General features: G+C 50.8%; 20 protein-coding genes. 13 read left to right on the forward strand and 7 right to left on the reverse strand.

Going from position 1 to position 19598, the window contains the following annotated elements:
• Positions 1-210: 210 nt before the first annotated feature.
• Entirely contained in the window at positions 211-1719 is a 1509-nt protein-coding gene (locus AC0QHF_RS03835) for a serine/threonine-protein kinase (RefSeq protein ID WP_324702860.1), read from the reverse strand.
• Between the two features lie 87 nt (positions 1720-1806).
• Here AC0QHF_RS03835 and AC0QHF_RS03840 point away from each other — a divergent pair, with 87 nt between their 5' ends.
• Positions 1807-1935, forward strand: coding sequence for a hypothetical protein (locus tag AC0QHF_RS03840; protein WP_324702861.1), 129 nt, complete (start codon positions 1807-1809; stop codon positions 1933-1935).
• Positions 1874-2221, forward strand: coding sequence for an MDR/zinc-dependent alcohol dehydrogenase-like family protein (locus tag AC0QHF_RS03845; protein ID WP_324702879.1), 348 nt, complete (start codon positions 1874-1876; stop codon positions 2219-2221). The genes AC0QHF_RS03840 and AC0QHF_RS03845 overlap by 62 nt, the downstream gene beginning before the upstream one ends.
• Positions 2222-2348: 127 nt before the next feature.
• Here the strand turns inward: AC0QHF_RS03845 and AC0QHF_RS03850 are convergent, their stop codons facing one another.
• Both AC0QHF_RS03850 and AC0QHF_RS03855 read right to left on the reverse strand, forming a co-directional pair.
• A complete protein-coding gene (locus AC0QHF_RS03850; protein ID WP_324702862.1) occupies positions 2349-3560 on the reverse strand; it encodes a glycosyltransferase family 4 protein in 1212 nt (403 codons plus the stop codon).
• Positions 3561-3662: 102 nt separating this feature from the next.
• Positions 3663-4505 (reverse strand): LPS biosynthesis glycosyltransferase, encoded by an 843-nt coding sequence (locus AC0QHF_RS03855; RefSeq protein WP_324702863.1) that lies wholly within the window; start codon positions 4503-4505, stop codon positions 3663-3665.
• Positions 4506-4537: 32 nt separating this feature from the next.
• Between AC0QHF_RS03855 and AC0QHF_RS03860 the strand changes: the two genes are divergently transcribed.
• Both AC0QHF_RS03860 and AC0QHF_RS03865 read left to right on the forward strand, forming a co-directional pair.
• Positions 4538-4756 (forward strand): hypothetical protein, encoded by a 219-nt coding sequence (locus AC0QHF_RS03860; protein WP_324702864.1) that lies wholly within the window; start codon positions 4538-4540, stop codon positions 4754-4756.
• 56 nt (positions 4757-4812) lie between these two features.
• Positions 4813-7440 (forward strand): non-ribosomal peptide synthetase, encoded by a 2628-nt coding sequence (locus AC0QHF_RS03865; RefSeq protein WP_324702865.1) that lies wholly within the window; start codon positions 4813-4815, stop codon positions 7438-7440.
• Positions 7441-7547: 107 nt separating this feature from the next.
• On the opposite strand, the gene AC0QHF_RS03870 is transcribed toward AC0QHF_RS03865, so the two are convergent.
• Entirely contained in the window at positions 7548-8789 is a 1242-nt protein-coding gene (locus AC0QHF_RS03870; protein ID WP_324702866.1) for a glycosyltransferase family 4 protein, read from the reverse strand.
• A gap of 239 nt (positions 8790-9028) precedes the next feature.
• Here AC0QHF_RS03870 and AC0QHF_RS03875 point away from each other — a divergent pair, with 239 nt between their 5' ends.
• The 5 genes from AC0QHF_RS03875 to AC0QHF_RS03895 all read left to right on the forward strand — a co-directional run bounded on the left by AC0QHF_RS03875 (position 9029) and on the right by AC0QHF_RS03895 (position 12796).
• Positions 9029-9715, forward strand: coding sequence for a carotenoid oxygenase family protein (locus tag AC0QHF_RS03875; protein ID WP_324702867.1), 687 nt, complete (start codon positions 9029-9031; stop codon positions 9713-9715).
• Entirely contained in the window at positions 9700-10422 is a 723-nt protein-coding gene (locus tag AC0QHF_RS03880) for a carotenoid oxygenase family protein (RefSeq protein ID WP_324702868.1), read from the forward strand. The genes AC0QHF_RS03875 and AC0QHF_RS03880 overlap by 16 nt, the downstream gene beginning before the upstream one ends.
• Before the next feature lie 65 nt (positions 10423-10487).
• Positions 10488-10967: an ankyrin repeat domain-containing protein gene (locus AC0QHF_RS03885; RefSeq protein WP_324702869.1), complete on the forward strand. Its 480-nt coding sequence runs from the start codon at positions 10488-10490 to the stop codon at positions 10965-10967.
• Between the two features lie 127 nt (positions 10968-11094).
• The gene (locus tag AC0QHF_RS03890; protein WP_324702870.1) at positions 11095-11361 is read left to right on the forward strand and encodes a hypothetical protein; all 267 of its coding nucleotides are present in this window, start codon (positions 11095-11097) and stop codon (positions 11359-11361) included.
• A gap of 361 nt (positions 11362-11722) precedes the next feature.
• Positions 11723-12796 carry a DUF389 domain-containing protein gene (locus tag AC0QHF_RS03895; RefSeq protein WP_324702871.1) on the forward strand — a complete coding sequence of 358 codons (1074 nt, stop codon included), beginning with the start codon at positions 11723-11725 and terminating at the stop codon, positions 12794-12796.
• Positions 12797-12933: 137 nt separating this feature from the next.
• Here AC0QHF_RS03895 and AC0QHF_RS03900 read toward each other — a convergent pair whose 3' ends face one another.
• Both AC0QHF_RS03900 and AC0QHF_RS03905 read right to left on the reverse strand, forming a co-directional pair.
• Positions 12934-13431 carry a PDDEXK family nuclease gene (locus AC0QHF_RS03900; protein ID WP_324702872.1) on the reverse strand — a complete coding sequence of 166 codons (498 nt, stop codon included), beginning with the start codon at positions 13429-13431 and terminating at the stop codon, positions 12934-12936.
• Positions 13432-13436: 5 nt separating this feature from the next.
• Complete coding sequence (locus AC0QHF_RS03905; protein WP_324702873.1) at positions 13437-13649, reverse strand: helix-turn-helix domain-containing protein; 213 nt, start codon at positions 13647-13649, stop codon at positions 13437-13439.
• A gap of 84 nt (positions 13650-13733) precedes the next feature.
• On the opposite strand from AC0QHF_RS03905, the gene AC0QHF_RS03910 reads away from it, so the two are divergent.
• Positions 13734-14756 (forward strand): DNA-methyltransferase, encoded by a 1023-nt coding sequence (locus tag AC0QHF_RS03910; RefSeq protein WP_324702874.1) that lies wholly within the window; start codon positions 13734-13736, stop codon positions 14754-14756.
• Positions 14757-14781: 25 nt separating this feature from the next.
• Here the strand turns inward: AC0QHF_RS03910 and AC0QHF_RS03915 are convergent, their stop codons facing one another.
• On the reverse strand, positions 14782-15909 hold the full coding sequence (locus tag AC0QHF_RS03915) for a histidinol-phosphate transaminase (protein ID WP_324702875.1): 1128 nt from the start codon (positions 15907-15909) through the stop codon (positions 14782-14784).
• 230 nt (positions 15910-16139) lie between these two features.
• Between AC0QHF_RS03915 and AC0QHF_RS03920 the strand changes: the two genes are divergently transcribed.
• The 3 genes from AC0QHF_RS03920 to AC0QHF_RS03930 all read left to right on the forward strand — a co-directional run bounded on the left by AC0QHF_RS03920 (position 16140) and on the right by AC0QHF_RS03930 (position 19472).
• Positions 16140-16739 carry a DJ-1/PfpI family protein gene (locus AC0QHF_RS03920; protein WP_324702876.1) on the forward strand — a complete coding sequence of 200 codons (600 nt, stop codon included), beginning with the start codon at positions 16140-16142 and terminating at the stop codon, positions 16737-16739.
• A 514-nt stretch (positions 16740-17253) separates the two neighbouring features.
• Positions 17254-19113 carry a diguanylate cyclase gene (locus tag AC0QHF_RS03925; protein WP_324702877.1) on the forward strand — a complete coding sequence of 620 codons (1860 nt, stop codon included), beginning with the start codon at positions 17254-17256 and terminating at the stop codon, positions 19111-19113.
• A 194-nt stretch (positions 19114-19307) separates the two neighbouring features.
• On the forward strand, positions 19308-19472 hold the full coding sequence (locus AC0QHF_RS03930; RefSeq protein WP_324702878.1) for a hypothetical protein: 165 nt from the start codon (positions 19308-19310) through the stop codon (positions 19470-19472).
• Positions 19473-19598 lie beyond the last annotated feature (126 nt).

Genomic DNA, 19598 nt, shown 5'->3' on the forward strand with positions numbered 1-19598 from the left:
GGACTGATCTGCCAATTTGAAGCCCGCCTTGAAATCAATTTCAAGGCGAATCGCAAAAGTCCACTTAAGTGGACTCGGGGTTGGCGATCGCGTCCTAACCCCCTTGGCGGTTGCTATAATACCTCAGTAAAGACAAACAAATCCTCCGTGTCCTCTGTGCCTGGAGTGGTAAAATTTTCCGCTCAGTCTCAAACTGTCATATCGCCATTTTTATGGATTCGGAATTGATGACGGTTGAGTTTTCGCCGACAACTTGCCCATCGCGTCGATAATTCCCAATGAAAAAGCGTAACCTTCCGGACAGGGCAATTCGTGGGTGGACAGGGGAAGCGATCGCCCGATTTCCGACAACGGTGGCGGTTCCGTCGTCGATTCCAAACTCTCGCAGTAGGTGACTCGGGTGGCGTACTCGGAAGGGGTAGGGCGAAAACTGGGGAGGGAAAAGGTTCCGAAATCCGTGGGATCTTGGGGTTTCCAATTCTGCTGACGATCGCGATCGCTATCCGATATTTTTCCACCCCACAACACGGCGGCGTAGCCGTAGGTGTCGGGTTGGCGGGGGATGGCGACAAGTTGAATCCCATTGTCGCCCGGTTGGACGGTAAAATAATGGGACGCGATGGGGATCATCTGCGAGGGATTTTCCAAAAATTGTCCTGTTTCCAAATAGTGGTCATTTTGGATTTTAATATAAGTCGATAATGCCTCGATCGCATCCAAATTCGTTTCGCGGATAATGGGTTGATTGGGATTGACAGTTTCGCGATTCTGAGTTATTTTTATAATGGCTACAATTGCCAACGCCGCCACGGCCGCGCCCCCGTATTTCCACCAATTTTGCTTCGATTTCGGAATCGGTTTGTCGAGGGATTGTAAAGCCGCCCTCGCGGATGGGTGACGGCTGCTGACGGCCGGAGAAATCAGGCGATCGAGTACCGCCGCCAGTTGGGGACTGACGGCATTATCGCCCAGCCAGTCCCGCCACACCCAATGGTTATCGCCATCGACGAGATCGAAGGGGGATGTATTGGTTAATAAATGAATGCAGGTAACGCCAAGACTGTAGAGATCGCTGGCAAAAACGGCCTTTCCCCGCAGTTGTTCGGGGGCGACAAATTCGGCGGTTCCGATGCGGGTTCCCGTCTTGGCGAGGGCGGTTCCGGTGGCGAGTTTCGCGGCGCCGAAATCCACCAAAAAGAGACGCCGATCGCCCCGTCTTCGGATCAGATTTTCCGGTTTGATATCCCGGTGGATGAGGTGGCGATCGTGCAAATATTGCAAAATGGGGAACATTTGACGGAGCAGATCCCGAATTTTTGTTTCGGAAAAAACCCCCGATTCCGCCAGTTCTTCGGCTAGATTTTGTCCGGGGATGAACTCCTGGACGATGTATTGTTGATTTTCGATTTCAAAGTATGCCAAAAACTTGGGAATTTGGGGATGGGAAAGCGATCGCAACCGTTCAGCTTCCTTGCGGAACAGGCGGGAGGCGATCGCTTTGTCGTTGGCGGAGGCGGGCAAAAATTGCTTGATGGCACAGGGGGGGCGATCGGGTTCCGCGTCATCTACCCCCAGGTAGGTGCGGCCGAATCCCCCGGAGCCGATTTCTTGTAGAGCCCGATAGCGATCGCCGAGCAGCAAGGGTTCGCCACACTGTTGGCAAGATGAGAGGCGATCGGGGTTGGAATGGCGACAGGCGGGATTAAAACAAAGGCTCATAAACATTAGCCGAGTTGGGGATGAGGAAACGGCCCAGCTCTCTTTTAAATATAAAGCAAAAACTCCTGTCGGGCCTGCGATCATTGTTTGCAAGGGGAAGAAAATATCTGTCGCGAAGGCTATACGGGCCTGATCGTCGGGCATCACGGCGGATTTGCCGATCGCGTTCGGGTTCCGGCCGATTTCACCTATTTCCACCATCTCCGCCGAAACTGATTGGGATGCGGCGTTCAGTTTGCTGGCAAATAACGGGGTTTTGTGTTTCGTCGGCATTCCGGTTTCCAGTTTGAACGTGCCGCTGATTCCGCTGATTTTCGGTCAAAAATCCGTCGTCGGCAGCGTAGTGGGCGGCCGGCGGTTCATGGCAGAAATGTTGGAATTTGCCGCCGTGAATCAGATCAAACCGATGATCGAAACGATGCCGTTGAGTCGGGTGAACGAGGCGATGGACAAGGTGGCGGCTAATAAAGCTCGCTATCGGATCGTGTTGCTTTCGGAGTGATATAACGGTTGGATGTCACGATCGCCGACCGTCAAGATTTGAACCGGCGATCGCTCCTTTTTCCGGGACTCCGAAATGATATTTTTCAATCAAATATTGCCCCGTTTCACCGGCTAAAATAACGGTGTCAAACTCGGCTCGAAAGTTCTTTTGCGACGATTTTCGGCGTTTCGGTCAAGGCGACTCCCAAATTCCCATCCAAAATTCCGCGCAGCCCTTCTTTGGGATGACCCTTCGCCAGCAGTTTCAAGTTCCACAAATACGAATCGATCGCCAGCACCCTTTCCCTCTGCTTTGCCGGATCGCGATCGGTTTTTAAAGGTTCCCGACGGTCGGATTTTTCCTCCCAAACCCGTTCGTACATTTCTTCGATTCCGGCCAGGGTTTTATCCCAGGTGAGATGATTTTTGACGGTTTCCAAGCCACTTTCGGCGATATTTTGCCTCAGTTCCGGGTTCTCCACCAATCGGGCGATCGCCTTTGCCGTGGCTTCCGCATCTTCCTTGGGAACGACCATTCCGTTCGCCCCATCTCGGATATAATCGATGACGATTCCCACGGGTGTCGTCACCACCGGAACCCCGCAAGCCAGACAGTTGATGACGGGAACCGGGCCCCCTTCCACTTGGGACGTGACGACATATAAATCGAGGGCATTGTAGCAAACCGGCATCATGCGATCGGGCAGAAAGGGATAGTAATAAACCTCGGAAATGCCGTAACTTTTAATTTCTTCCACGACTTTTCCCCATCCCGGCCCGGTAATGACAATACCAAATTTTTGATGATTTTCAGCCAAAGTTTTTAGGGCTTGAAGTAGGATATGAATGCCTTTGCGACCATCGGTATTGCTGGTATACTTGGCACTGTACCCTATCAAAGGTATTTCTGAGGTAATGCCGAGCTGTCGTCTGGCTTCCATTTTGTCGGGTAAGGGGTAGAAAATCGAAGTATCTACGCCATTGTTAAATAAACTGATGCGATCGCCGGGAATCCCCTTTTCGCAGAGAAAGTCTTTCCACTCGCCGGCGACGGCCATGATGCGATCGCATTTCTGCGTGATGGGAATCAGTTTTTCCCAGTTCGTGACGTGATGGATGGAACCGACGGACGGGACAGTAGTTGGAAATATCGTTTTCTCAAAATCAAAGTCGCTGAGAACGTGGATGACATCGGCAATTTGAAGCAGAGATTCCCACTCTTGGCGATAATAAGGGAACATTTGCTGGGGAAAAAAGTAATAGTCGTGTTGGGTTCCCACCCGGACAATTTGTTTTGCCCAAGTACCCAAAACCCAGGCGAAGTAATCCGGTATCAGTAAGACTTTCAGTTTTTTCATAATCCGATAAATTGAATAATTTTGGGAGGGTACTTGCCAGGAAAACCGAGATCAAAAGCCCACCGTTATGGTTGTTTTTGGCAACTCAAAATCAAAAGGCTTCTAAACCCGAAATGTTAGCTGGCGACGGACGGCAAAACCGATCAGCCTCAGCGGATAACTCGAACCTTGAATGACGGGGATTCGCAAAAATTTTCCGAGAGCCAATCGGGCAATCCCCTTGATTCGTGCTTGACAACGTGACATGAGTAGCTTTGAGTTTTGATGAGATTCATCCTGAAGATATGGAGGAATAAACGCCAATTTTCCATACAGAACGTCGGCACGATGAACCTTGCTCAAGCCGAATTTTTGATGTTCCAAGTTTGGTTTTCCTCCGTGTTCACCGTAGTTGCGAAAGGGGATATAGTTCTGGAATTTTCTTTGTCTCAAAAAACCGTCGATTGTTGAATCCCAACTCGAATAGTTTTTGGGTCCCGGATTTTCTCGTATTTTGACCTCTAGTTCCAGAAGTGAATCGGCCGCTTTTGGAGTGACGATATAGGCAACGGTAGATACAGAAAAGCCCTCTGCATAACCTTCGGAGGATACACTATAAATCTGCGGAGCACAATTATAAATCCAGGCAACCCCGACATTTTCTTGTTCGCCAGGGAAAGGCAGTGGCAGATCTCCGAACCCGATAACTGGGACAAAATCGGCTTCGACAATTAGCGTCGGTTTCGACTGTAATCTGGCAATTTCCCAAGCCGTTTTATGATTGAGCAAACAGAGGTAACTGGGAGAATAATCTTCGTATTCTGGCCGGTGTTTTTGTCGCAAAACTTCGCAGTCTAAGTCCTCCCCTGTTAAATGGGACTCCAATTGGTCGGTCTTCTCTTTATAGGCAATAATAAAGGTTTTGCCAATCTCTTGTTTGAGGGGATAGGGAGCGGATTTTTTCATGAATTGACCTGTGGATCGAGTCGGCGGGTTCGATGGACTTCGGAGGATGCATCCTGGAAAAAGTTGTTCAAGTTGAGTTGGATGACGGGTCGGATACTATTATATCAAGTTCTGAATCGGCGATCGCAACCCGTCCCCGTCACGATGTCAATACTGTCGGGAAAGAGGGGACGAACCCCGCCATCGCCAAGGTGAGTCCGGAGAAAAGGTTCGGTTTGGGAAAATTACCGTCGGTTGGGTTCGCAGCATGATGACATTCTCGAAAAACCGTGCTTGAATGGAAAAGTAAGTGTGGAGTTGTTTCCCAATGCAACAACTATTTGAAGCTCAGGTCGAGCGATCGCCAGACGCGATCGCCCTGGTTTGTCAAAATCAGAAATTGACGTACCGAGAACTGAACGCCAGAGCCAACCAACTTGCCCATTTTCTCCAACGGCGCGGTGTCAAGCCGGATGTTCTGGTGGGAATTTGCGCGGAACGATCGCCGGAGATAGTGATAGGAATTTTAGGAATTCTCAAAGCGGGGGGAGCTTACGTTCCCCTCGATCCGGCTTATCCCCAAGAGCGATCGCGCTTTATTTTGACAGAAACTCGCGTCCCCCTACTGCTGACGCAACGACATTTAGCCGGCAATTTTTCTGACTTGGAAATTCCCCCGATCTGCCTCGATGCGGACGGGGATGCGATCGGCCAACACAGCCGAGAAACCCCCATTTGCGAAGCGACGCCGGAACACCTCGCCTATGTCATGTACACTTCGGGCTCAACTGGAAAACCCAAAGGCGTACAACTGACCCGTTCCAATGTCTTTTGCTACATTCCCGCTGTTGCCGACATCTTACAAGTGAGAGCCGATGACATCTACCTTCACGTCGCATCTTTCTCATTTTCGTCCTCCGTCAGACAACTGATGGTTCCCCTGTCTCGGGGGGCAACCAGTATCATTGCCACCCGAGAGCAAACCAAAAATCCCATCGAACTCTTCCAGTTAATTGTTGGAGCTGGAATTACCATTTCTGACGGCGTTCACTCGGTCTGGCAGTCCGGACTTCAAGCCTTAGAAAATCTGGAGAGTTGGCAGACAGAAAGACTCAAAAATTCTCGGCTGCGTGCCATCATTTTATCTGGGGATTTACCCCCGGTTACAGTCCATCAAAAACTGCGACAGTTTTTTGAAAATAAGGTGCGCTATTTTAATATTTACGGCCAGACGGAAACCGTCGGAAATTGCGCCTATGCCGTGCCTCCCGATTTCGATCGCCGAGAGGGTTACATCCCCGTCGGCTATCCCTACCCCCACAATCAAGCCTACATTTTCAACGAAGATCTTCAACCCGTCGCCGGGGATGGGGAAGTGGGGGAACTGCACATGGCCGGCGGCTGTCTGGCCCGGGGATATCTCAACCGCCCCGACTTGAATGCAGAAAAATATATCGCCAACCCGCTGAACCCGGAACAACGACTGTTCAAAACCGGAGATTTAGCCCGTTACCGGCCCGACGGCGCGATCGAACTATTAGGACGGGTCGATTTTCAGGTAAAAATTCGCGGCCAACGCATCGAACTCGGAGAAATTGAAGCCGTTTTGGAACAACATCCCGACCTGAAAGCGGCCGCTGTCATAGCCCGAGATGATGCCTCCGGAGACAAGCGTTTGGTCGCCTATTTAGTCCCCAAATTGCCCCCGGAAAAAATCGACAAAACCGACGCGATCGACGGACTGCGATCGTTTCTTCGGGAAAAGTTGGTCGAGTACATGGTACCCTCTGCTTTTGTATTTTTAGAGGCATTGCCCCTGACGCCGAATGGAAAGCGCGATCGCATGGCTCTCCCCGATCTCGAAGCGGAAACCTTCGCTCCAGATCCCCACTTTGTCGCGCCCAAAGATGCCCTAGAGACGCAGTTGGCAGACATTTGGAAGCAGGTTTTAAAGGTGAAATCCGTCGGGGTAAAAAGTGACTTTTTTGACTTGGGGGGAAACTCATTGCTGGCCGTGGAGATGGTGACACGGGTTCAGAAAAAGATCGGCAAAAATATTCCCTTAGCCGTTCTTTTGAAGGTGGCGACCATCGAAGAATTGGCAAATTTAATCCGAGACGGGAAAGAATCCAACTTCTGGTCTGCGGTGGTTCCCATTAAGCCGACGGGTTATAAACAGCCTTTTTTCTGCGTTCACGGCCGCTTGGGAAATGTCATTAACCTGGAAAAATTGGCGAAGTATTGCGACGCAGAGCGGCCATTTTACGGTTTGCAGGCTCGGGGATTAGATGGCATTCAAAAACCGTTGGATACGGCGGAAGAAATCGCCGATTATTACATTCGAGAAATGCAAAAAATTCAGCCCCGAGGCCCCTATCTTCTGGGGGGACAATCCTTCGGCGGCATCATCGCCTTTGAGATGGCGCAACAACTGGTCGGGCAAGGGGAAGAGGTGGCAACAGTGATTTTATTGGATACTTACGGCTACGGAACGTTTGAACGTATAACTTTCCGTAAGGAGCATTATTGGTCTTACTTGTTACGCCTGAAAAACGGGCGAATGTTGCTCAAAGAGTCCGAATTTTTTCTCAAACAAATGGCGCTCAAAATTTATGGTACAATTCATTATAGTTGGGGACGAGTCCTCTCTCAAAAACGGCGCAGCGCCATCATTCGCGAGGCGAATATGAAAGCGAGAAATAACTACACTCCCCGAGTTTATCCGGGGCGGTTGGTACTGTTGCGATCGTCCGAACCCCCCCGGGCGACTTTACCCGACATGGCGACGGCGGAAGACTGGCAAAAACGCGATCCACAACAAGGTTGGGGCCATTTGGCTGCGGCTGGTTTGAGCATTTATGATGTTCCCGGAAATCACGATACCATGTTCAATCCTCCCCACGTCCAAATTCTAGCCGAACGGCTGAATTACTGCTTGAACGAAACCGAATTTTAAATGCATACAATTCAGACTTTTTGGAGAGAACAAAACCATGAATCTGAAAGGAAAACTCTACCTGTCGAATCTCTGTTTTGACCTACAAAATTCCCGACGCTCAATTTTTAAACCGGCGATCGCGACTCCGATCTTTCGTCAAATAAGCCGGATAGTTTTTGGAAGCCGATTTTTAGCGTTTCCGTCGAAGCGATACCGAGATTCCCTTCTAAAATCCCCCGAATCCCTTCTCTTGTATGTCCCTGTTTGAGCAGTTTCAAGTTCCACAAATAAGCGTCGATCGCCGAAACTTTTTTCCTCTGTTTTACCGGGTCGGGCGCGGTTTTTGACGGTTCCCTGCGGCCGGATTTTTCCGCCCAAACCCGCTCGTACATTTCCTCAATTCCGGACAGAGTTTTATCCCAGGTGAGATGATTTGCGACAGTTTCCAAGCCATTTTTGGCGATATTGTTCCTCAGTCCCGGATTCTCCAACAATCGGGCGATCGCCTTTGCCGTGGCTTCCGCATCTTCCTTGGGAACGACCATCCCGTTCGCCCCATCTCGGATATAATCGATGACGATTCCCACGGGTGTCGCCACCACCGGAACCCCGCAAGCCATGCAGTTGATGGCGGGAACCGGCCCCCCTTCCACTTTGGAGGTGACGACGTATAAATCGAGGGCATTGTAGCAAACCGGCATCATGCGATCGGGCAGAAATGGATAGTAATACACCTCAGAAATGCCGTAACTTTTAATTTCTTTGACGACCTCATCCCATCCGGGGCCGGTAATGACAATTCCAAATTTTAGATCAGTTTCTGACAGGCGTTTTAACGCTTTAAGTAAAATGGGAATTCCCTTGCGACCGTCGGTATCGCTGGTGAATTTTGCACTGTACCCGATCAGGGGCGTCGGGGAGGATATGCCGAGTTGTCGTCGAGCTTCCATTTTGTCGGGCAAGGGGTAAAAAACCGAGGGATCTACGCCATTGTGAAATAAACTGATGCGATCGCCCGGAATCCCCTTTTCGAGGAGAAAATCTCTCCACTCGCCGGCGACGGTCATGATGCGATCGCATTTTTGCGTGATGGGAATCAATGGTTCCCAGTCCGTGACGTGGTGAATAGAACCGACGGCGGGAAGGCTGTCCGGAAATTTCGTTTTCTCGAACGCAAAGTCGTTGAGAACGTGGATGACATCGACCCTCTCAATCAACGAGTCCCATTCTTTTTGATAATGGGGAAACATTTGTTGGGGAAAAAAGTAATAGTCGTGTCGGGTTCCCACCCGGACAATTTGTTTCGCCCAAGTTCCCAAAATCCAGTCGAGGTAATCCGGTACGAGTAAAACTTTCAATTTGGTCATGATATTTCAGGTCAATTGCGATCGGTTCGGGCCACGTCAATTTTATCGGACTGTGGAGGGTCAAAATGGCAGTAATTGAGATCCTTCGGAAAATCGATCGCCCGCCCCGGCAAAATGCATGATTATTTAGAATGAAAACTCGACCCAACCGGACTCGGAGATGAAAACATCGATTTTGCTCCCCTAAAAAGCCCGCTCTTGCGCTACCCTATCTGTGATGTTGAAATTCACTCCTTACCATGACTTCCACCGCCGTGAATCCGTTTCTAGAGGGGAACTTTGCCCCCATTCGAGAAGAGGTCGTCGCCGATAACTTGACTGTAATTGGCGAACTCCCCCCCGACCTGTCCGGGATGTTCGTCCGCAACGGCCCGAACCCCCAATTTCCCCCCCTCGGCAACTACCACTGGTTCGACGGGGACGGGATGTTGCACGGCGTCCGCATCAAAGACGGAAAAGCCTCCTACCGCAACCGCTACGTCCGCACCCGGGGCTTTCTGAAAGAACGGGAGGCGGGAAAAGCCATCTGGACCGGACTCATGGAACCGCCCCAAATGGACAACCCCGAAGGTCCGTTCAAAAACGCCGCCAACACCGCTTTAATCTGGCACGCCGGACAGTTTTTAGCCCTGTGGGAAGGGGGGGGACCCCACGCCATCCGACTCCCCCAGTTGGAAACCGTCGGGCCCCACACCTTCAACGGGAAACTCACCTCCGCCTTTACCGCCCACCCCAAAATTGATCCGGTGACGGGAGAAATGCTATTTTTCGGCTATTCTCTCGGCCCAGATCCCCACATAGACTACAGCATCGCCACCCCCGGCGGGGAACTGTCCCGCACCGTCCGCATCGAGTTGCCGGTGGGCAGTATGCACCACGATTTCGCCATCACGGAAAATTACCGATTTTCATGGACCTGCCCCTGAAATTCTATCCCGAAAAGATGCAGCGGGGGGAACCGGCTTGGAATTTCGAGTCGGAATTGCCCGCCCAATTTGGCATTCTTCCCCGCCACGGCGATAACAATGATATCCGCTGGTTTGAGTGTCCGTCCTGCTTTATTTTTCATACCCTCAACGCCTACGAGGAGGGGGATGAAATTGTGCTGACAGCCTGTCGGATGAAATCGACGACGGTTCTTTCATTGCAACAAACCGACGATCGCGATGCGGAAATTCCCCGCCTGCACCAGTGGCGATTCAACTTGAAAACGGGGGAAGCCAAGGAGGAACAAATCGACGATCGCGCCTCCGATTTTCCCCGCATCAATGAGGCGCGGACGGGCCGAAAAAATCGCTACGGCTACACGGCGAAAATGGCGCCGGTTCCGATGCCCCTGTTCGACGGACTGATCAAGTACGATCGCGATCGCGGCACCTCCGAAATTCACGAGTTCGGTCCGGAACGCTTCGGCGGCGAGGCCGTGTTCGTGCCCCGTCCGGGGGGGACGGCGGAGGATGAGGGCTGGCTGGTCACGTTTGTCTACAATCAGGAGTCAAACCAATCGGAATTTGTGGTCATCGACGCCCAAAATGTGGCCGACGGAGCGATCGCCCGGGTGATCATGCCCCACCGAGTCCCCTACGGCTTCCACGGAACCTGGGTTTCCGAGGAAGAGTTGGCGCGTTCCTAAATCTCGCAATTTTGTTGGATAATAAGCCTTGGCGCAACTCGCCGAGGCGAGAATCGGAAACTGAGATGACCGAGTTAATTGATGCTGTTAAAGCGGGCGACCGGGCCCGGGTGGAATCCGCGATCGCGGCTGGCCAGGATGTCAACGCGGCGGGGGAAGAGGGGACGACCCCGGCCATCGCCGCGGTGACGGCGGGGGATGAAGCGATCGTCGGATGCCTATTGGAGGCGGGGGCGGACGTGAACCGGGGGGACAATGACGGTTGGACTCCCCTGATGGAAGCCGCCGCCGGGGGAAAGGTGGCGATTCTCGAACGCCTGCTGGCGGCGGGGGCCGATATCGACGCGAAAACGGATTTCGGCCTGACGGCGTTGATGGCGGCGGCGGGGGCGGGCCACCGGGCGGCGGTGGAACTGTTGCTCGATCGCGGCGCGAATTTTCGGGCCAGGGACAACAACAATTGGACGGCGTTGATTTGGGCGTCTTCCGAGGGACATTCGCAGGTGGTGGAGGCGATCAAAACGTTCCGCGATCGGTCGAGTTAGAACGGTTTTCTATTTTCTCCGGCGATCGCCAAAAAAATGCCGCCAATATGCCCCAAAATATGCTATAATCCGCCCACAGAACTAGCCACAAACTCCCATTATTCTCTGGCAAGGTTCAAACCGTCGGATGAGTAAAAAGACTGACCCCATTCCATTCGAGAAATGCCTGCATGGGTTCGGGGCGATCGTCTCAGGATGCCCTGAAATTGAAATGGCGGGTCGGATGTATCCGGTGCGATCGACATCGCCGACGCGATATAGAAAGTGGCAGTTCTGGGGCGATCGACGGCCCTTTTACAGCCACCTGGAAGGGCGCGATCGCGGAAGACGGCGGGCGCAAAGACATTTTACGACGGGTGAGAAAGTGTTCTTAAACTGGCATTTTCAGTGTTGATAAAATCAAGAATTTAATCTAATATCAGAGCCGGTTACAGCGATTTTCGCTCGAATAATAACCGCACGATCCCCCTAAATCCCCCTTGAAAAGGGGGACTTTGAATTGGAAAGTGTACCTCATTGACTTGAAAATTGCTGTATTGAGTCGCACAAACTCCCCAATCATCTTCAGATGATTTGAGCTATTAGCTTGGGAATTGATTCCCAAGCGGTGCGGATATCCAACCCGGTTCGTTCCGAGCATTCGACCGGATTTGATATAAAAACTCATCATTTTTGTCGCTTCTACCCGACCCAACTAGGAGCGATTTTTTAGATTTGTAAATTATCCACCGTTCCAGTCTCTTTTTGGAGGATCTATGATCGGACTCAACCGCGTCAAACAATATTGCCGGCAATCCTGGCAGAGTCTCTCCCAGGATTGGCTGATCATGGGGGAAGAACCCATTCCCGGCAGCGAATTAAATCAGACATTTTTGCAGGCTTCACTGCCCGATTTTAAATTCTATTTGTTATTGTCATTGGCGACGGCGATCGCCACCTTCGGGCTGCTGACGAACAGTGCCGCCACCATCATCGGCGCGATGATTATCGCCCCGTTGATGAACCCGATCGTCGCCCTGGCTTACGCCCTGATCGTCCTCAATCCGCGATTGATCGAACGGTCGATATTCACCCTGCTGACGGGTCTTTTGTCGGTCATTTTCATCGCCTATTTTACCACGGATTTACTCGGGTTGAAAGTCGTCGGATCGGAAATTTTGGGCCGCATCCAGCCCAACTCTTTAGATCTGGGCGTCGCCCTGGCGGCGGGGGCCGCGGCGGCCTTTGCGAATACCCGCCGCAGCATCGCCAACGCCCTGCCGGGAGTGGCGATCGCCGTCGCTTTGGTGCCGCCGTTGAGTGTCGTCGGGATCGGGTTGTGCCTGGGTAAATTGGGGACGGAAATCGCCGTCTCCTACGGCATCGATTCGAGCATCGCCGCCGGTTCATTTCTACTATTTATAACCAACTTGGCGGGAATTATCTTCAGCGCCAGCTTGGTGTTTGTATCGCAAAAATACGGCCGTCCAAAACGGGCAATTTTTGGCTTGACCGTCTCTTTATTATGTCTGTCACTCTTGCTTCAACCCCTGGGATTTTCGCTCCGGAAGCTGTATCTAGAATCCGTCGCCTATGACACCCTCTTTCAAATGAGAAAAAATCAACCCGATCTGTTTCCGGGAACGTCAAGGTTTCGCACTTTAAACGGCCGCTACGGAAACGATGATGTCTTGTATTTCGATGTGGCAATTGAAATTCCGGCGAACGAAATGACCGCCATTCAGGAACGGCTCGATATCGCGTCTCGGGAGATGACAAAACGGCTCAACAAACCTGTTAAAATCAAGGTGGACGTGATCCCGTTTCAGGAGTTTGAAAGTCGGCCTTGAGCCGCACTTCCTAAACCGACAGCAGGCGATCGCGAGTCCGTTGATTTTCCTCCGGCGTCCCCAATATTATCTAGTAGCCTCGATCTGATGACTGATTTGAGTAATTCTACAGTTCGGGAGAGGAAAATCCGATTCACTCAGTCATGAACCGAGTCACTAGAATATAGCAATTGTCCATGCTGTATGACATACTTCAAAGGAATTTTAGGATTGTTAATATCCTTGCCCCCTTTACTGTGCCACTTCTCTTCCCACTGTGTATAAAAATATTCTAAATCTGACGGCGTGAGTTGATAAATTGACAGCAAGTTAATTCCTCGATAAACTGCAAATATCCAATCTACTTGCCGATACTTATCGATAATTCGAGGGTTGATATGGTGATGAGTTGAAAAACTCTTGGTGAGAGCTATGTTAACTGACTTCAACTCAAATTCATTTCCATCTGCATCTTTGGCATCATTCCCTTCTCTTCCGGGGATAATTTCCAACCCCGTGACCAAAAGCACTTGTAAAAGTTTTCCGCCGTTATCTTGAAAAATATCATTGATTCCATGCCGGGAAGCCAAATCTTGATATTGCTGAATATATGGAAATAATTCGTCAAGAACTACTTTGTCTGGATGAGGTTTCATAGCTACTATTCCCTAAGAAGTGCAGTAATATCAACCTCTAGGGCTTTTGCCAGACGTTCCATATTGTCAATGGACACATTACGTTCGCCACGTTCTACAGATCCCACATAGGTTCGATGTAAACCGGCAATCTCTGCCAGTTCTTCTTGAGAAAGACCTCGCATCTGTCGGATTTGCTTTAATCTTTTGGCAAAAATCTTTCTGGCATTTGATGACATATTTTCTAGAAGTTGACATATCCTTTATAATGAAACGGTGATGACTATAAATCTACAGACTATAAGTAGCAACCCCAAAAAGCCATGCCTCTACAACAGATGAAATTTCCTCTTAATCTTGACAAAATAGCGAAAAAACCAACTTATTACACGGATCTGGGATTTGCATTTTGTGGAGATTCTCTCGAACTGTTAAATGAATTACCCGATCGCAGTATAAATTTAGTCTTAACCAGTCCCCCCTTTGCCCTACAGAGAAAAAAAGAATATGGAAATAAAGGACAAGATGAATATATTGAGTGGCTGGCTAAATTTGCCACAGTGGTCTATCAAAAATTGAAAGATGATGGCAGCTTCGTTCTGGACTTGGGTGGCGCTTATGAAAAGGGAAAACCTGTGCGTAGTTTGTATAATTTTAGAATTCCAATTCATTTTTGTGATCAAATTGGATTTTTTCTTGCAGAAGACTTTTATTGGTTTAATCCTTCAAAGTTACCGAGTCCTATCGAATGGGTTAATAAACGCAAAATTCGCGCCAAAGATTCCGTGAATACGGTTTGGTGGTTCAGTAAATCTGAGTTTCCAAAATCAGATGTCACCCGAGTTTTGACTGAATATAGTCCGAGGATGAAAACATTGCTTAAAGATCCAGAAAAATTCTACGATCCCAAAAAACGTCCCTCCGGACATGATATCAGCAAAGGATTTGGGAAAGATAACGGCGGTGCAATTCCTTCCAATCTTCTACAAATTCCCAATTCAGAATCAAATAGTCAGTATCTTCGGGGGTGCAAGGCATTGGGATTAAAAGCCCATCCTGCTAGATTTCCCAATAAACTTCCGGAATTTTTCATCAGATTTCTTACCGAACCTGGCGATTTAGTCCTTGATATTTTTGCCGGGTCGAATACGACGGGATTTGTCGCCGAAAATGAAAGTCGTTATTGGCTGGCTTTTGAAAGGGAGTTACAATATCTGGCAACATCTTCATTTCGTTTTATGGGAGAAGATACCAAGGATGATGATTGGAGTTTGACTTATCAAAAAGTCATGTCTGGCGAATCTGTTCAAATTGTTGCTGATGCCAAGCAGCTACAGATTTTTTGACGACAAAAATCGGCGATCGCACTTCCTAAACCGACAGCAGGCGATCGCGAGTCCGTTGATTTTCCTCCGGCGTCCCGACGGTAATTCTCAACCCGCCGCCGGTGTGGCGAATTAACGTCCCTTGGGATTTGAGTTGTTTGACAATTTCATTTAACGCCGCGTCGGAATTGTCCGATTTGAGGCGGGCGTGGATAAAATTGGCGTCGCTCGGCCACACTTTTAAACGGGGATGATCGGATAAATCTGCCAATAAGCGATCGCGTTCGGCGAGAATTTCCGGAATCACGTTTTGCAACTCTTCCCGGTGCGTCAACGCCATCAACGCCGCCGCCTGGGTGAAGCTGGGGAGGTTGTAGGGGAGGCGGACTTTCTCCAAAATTGCCGTCAGTTCCGGGGAGGCGATCGCATATCCCACCCGCAAAGAAGCGAGGCGAAACGCCTTGGAAAACGTCCGCAAAATCACCCAGTTGGGATGCCGTTGCAATTCCCCCGCCACGGTGGTTTGGCTGAACTCGAAATAAGCCTCGTCGATAACAACTAAAATATCGTCCGGGAGACTCCGCAGCCAGTCCAATTCCGCATCCGTCAAAGCGTTCGCCGTCGGGGAATTGGGGTGGACGACGAACACCACCCGGACGGGGGGATTTTGGGTTTGGGAAATCGCAGTTTGGGCGGCGGCGAGATCGATTTCAAAATTCGCCTCGGAACGGTTCACCGCCGCCACCGGAATTCCCAGGGTTCGGGCGAGGATGGCGTACATGGAGAAGGTGGGTTCGGCCACCAAAATCGACCCCCCGCCGTTCAGGCAGGTGGCGATCAAAAGCGATCGGATCAACTCGTCGGAACCGTTCCCCACCGAGACAGAATCGGCCGTGAAGGGGGTTGTGGTGTCGGACAGGGCGGAATTGACGTAATCCGCGATCGCCCGCTTCAGGGGGGCGTGGCTGCCGTCTGGATAGCGGTTGGTTTCGATTTCCTGCTGGTAGGTCCAGGCTAACTTTTGCTTCAACTCCTCCGGCAAGTCGTAGGGACACTCATTGGTATCGAGGCGATCGATAATGATTTCGGAACAGACCGGACTGCCGGAATCTCCGCCAGGATGGGGCGTGTAGGCTTGAAATGGGTTGAGGTCGTCGCGGATGAATGGAAGCATGGACTCGGTGGGAGGATAGTTTGGGACGGGGGATGTCGCTATCAGCCATAGCGTTTCTCAAGCTCTTCAAGTCCCCCTTGTGAAGGGGGATTTAGGGGGATCGTCCGGATCTGATTCGGTCAAAAACCGCTAGATCGGCACTCAGCGATCGGGGATTCCGACCAATTTGATACGGTGCGATCGCCGAATTGTTAAAACTTAAAGATAAACAATTCGGTGAGGTTTCAACAATGGCTGCAAAACAGATTTTAATGCTGGTGGGGGACTTTGTGGAAGACTACGAAGTGATGGTCCCGTTCCAAGCGTTGCAGATGGTGGGCCACCGGGTTCACGCCGTCTGCCCGGGGAAAAAAGCCGGAGATACGGTCAGGACGGCGATCCACGACTTCGAGGGCGACCAGACCTACAGCGAGAAACCGGGCCACAATTTTACCCTCAACGCCACCTTCGAGGAAATTCGCCCGGAAGATTATGACGCCTTGGTGATTCCCGGCGGGCGGGCGCCCGAATATATCCGCCTCAACCCGGATGTCATCGAGGCGGTGAAACATTTCGCCGGGGCGAATAAACCCATCGCCGCCATCTGTCACGGTGCCCAACTGCTGGCGGCGGCGGACGTCTTGCGGGGGAAACGCTGTTCCGCCTATCCCGCCTGCGGACCCGACGTCACCCGGGCGGGGGGGCAGTACGCCGACATTTCCGCCGATGACGCGATCGCGGACGGGAATTTGGTGACGGCGCCCGCGTGGCCGGCCCATCCCCGCTGGCTGGCCGAGTTTTTGAAGGTGTTGGGAACGAAAATCGAACATCCGGAAGCGGCGGCGGTGTGATCGGTCGGGTTTTTCGCCCCCGTCCCCTCCCGTTTCTCCCGTCGTGGGGAAGGGTTGGGGACGGGGATTTTAACGTTTTTATGAACCAGTAAAAATCCGCTCCAATGACAATGATAAATTCTATTGTAATCCGTAATTTTACGATTGCAGAAGGACGACTGATAGCGGCGAAAAAAAAATCGGCAACTCCCGTCTGAAAGGGGTGTCGGTGTGGGTTTCCGTATTCGATCTGGCGAAAGTTACCGAAGAGAGCTAGAGTAAACTACAAGAGAACTGAGCGATGGAATTTTTAAATTTTTACCGTTATAATGATTGTTTTTGCCGTCGATGGCGATCGCCCTTTACCATGCTTGCGGTCGAGTGGACTGTCGATCGCGATCGGATGTCGCCATGGGGTCGGACGATTCCGAAGGCGATGGACAATGGGTGGCAGTCGGTTGGTTTTTCGAGTGGAAGAACTGTTGTCAGCCCCATCGATTCGCAAATTCTCACCTTCCGTGTCTCAACTCTCACAATGAACTTAAAACTGGCTAAAATTTTCAATCGATTGTCACTGAAAGGGACGCTGATCGTTCCTTTTGTTCTACAAATATTTGTGACAGTTGGAGTGGTGGGTTATTTGTCTTTTAAAAACGGTCAAATGGCGGTCAACGACCTCGCAGATCAACTGCGAAAATCCATCGCACTGCACATTGTCAATCAATTGCAAAACACGATTGATCGACCCCACGTCATCAACTCCATCAACGCCAAGGCTATCCGGCAGGGCGACCTGGATATCGTCACCGGAAAAGGCGTCCATTCACTCTGGCAACAGGCTCGGTTATTTCCCTCCACCAATTTTATTTATTGCGGGACGGAGGAAGAAGGCGCTTTTTTGGGCGTCGGTTACTCGGAAGGAGGGCAGGGCGATCGCCTGGAAATTCACGTCGCCAATCCGACTACCGATCGCTATCATTATACCTACAAAGCAGATTCGACGGGCAACCGATCGCATTTGATCGGCAAAGGAAATCAACAGTACGACCCCCGAAAACGACCCTGGTACACCCTCGCCAAAAGCGAAGATAAACCGATTTGGAGCGAGATCTATCTCGGTTTTAAATATGCCCTCCCCACCATTACCGCAAGTACGCCGGTTTACGATGATGTCAGCGGCAAACTGCGGGCGATCTGTGCGACGGATATCGTCTTATCTTTGGAATTAAATCAATTTTTGAGAAATTTAGATATCGGCGAATCGGGACTGGCGTTTATCATGGAACCCTCCGGTTTGCTGGTCGCCACATCCACGGCTGAACCGATCACCGTGGGAACCGAAGAAAACATCCAACTGATCGATGCCCGGGACAGCCTCAACCCCTTGATTCGAGAGGCATCTCAATTTCTTGATGTCCATTTTAAAGGTCTGGATAAAATTCGATCGTCGCAGTTGATCTTTTCCGCCGGAGGACACCGCCAATATTTGGAAGTCGTCCGCGTCAACGATCCCTACGGCTTGGATTGGGTGGTGGTCATCCTCGTTCCCGAAGCGGATTTTATGGAAAAAATCAACCAGAATAAGCGGATCACTTTGATGTTATGCGCGATCGCGTTAGTTGTCAGTATATTAATCGGTTTACTCGTCGCCCACTGGCTGACGCAACCCATCCAAAAACTCAGTTATGTGGCCAAATCGATCGCCCGAGGTCATTGGGATGAACCGGTCATTTTCGATCGCCAGGACGCGATCGGCGATTTGTCGCGATCGCTCTCGGACATGGCGAAACAGTTGCGGTTTTCCTTTGAAACCCTGGAACATCGCATCGCGGACCGGACGAAAGAGTTAGCCCAAGCGAATCAAGAATTGCAACGATTGGCGAGTATTGACGGCCTCACCCAGACCGCAAACCGCCGCTATTTCAACGAATTTATCGAGGGCGAGTGGGAGTATTTGAGCTTGGTAAAAAAGCCTTTGACGGTCATTTTTTGCGATGTAGACTATTTCAAAAAATACAACGACACTTACGGACACCAACAGGGCGATCGCTGCTTGAAAGAGGTGGCAAGAGTTCTCGAACAAGGCCACAAACCGTTCGATGGATTGGTCGCCCGCTACGGCGGCGAGGAGTTCGTGATCGTCGGCTCCAAGATGACGACCTCGACCGCGATCGCCCTGGTTCAAACTATCAAGAAAACGCTGTGGGATCTGAAAATTCCCCACCGCAAATCCGAGAAACAATACGTCACCCTCAGCGTCGGTATCGCCACCGCCATACCGACTCAGAACCTAGATTTACATACCTTGGTCGCCGCCGCCGATCGCGCCCTCTACGCGGCAAAATCGGCCGGGCGCGATCGGTATCGGGTGGCCGAGGGGTTTTTTATTGATTGATGGAGGCCCTCACCCCCGACCCCTCTCCCAATCCTGGGCGAGGGGAGTCGAGTCCATCTGGCTCCCTCAAAATTGGGGGTTGGGGGGCTTTGCCATCGCTTCTCGCCCTCACCCCCAACCCCTCTCCCAATTCTGGGCGAGGGGAGTTAAGATGGGATGCTAAAGTGTGAATTAGCCACAATTTGGGATAGTCAATGATTCAGACTGCCGATCTTCGCCAAAAAGCGATCGCCCTGATCGGGCAACTCTCTCCCGAAAAATTAAGTGCCGTCGTCCAATTGTTAGAATGTTTGGCGGAACCGCCGCAGCAAAATTCGACGAGTGCCGAAGAAGTACAGTTGTTATGGCACGCCACCTAAAAAATTGAGCATCTTTGCTTATTTTTTACAAAAATTCTCTTATGGTTATATAAGTACGCATTTAGTAATCAATTATTACATTAAGTATCAGTCCCAATAAAAACGGTGTTTCCCAATCGACGATCA

This window comes from Lyngbya sp. CCY1209, assembly GCF_055795065.1.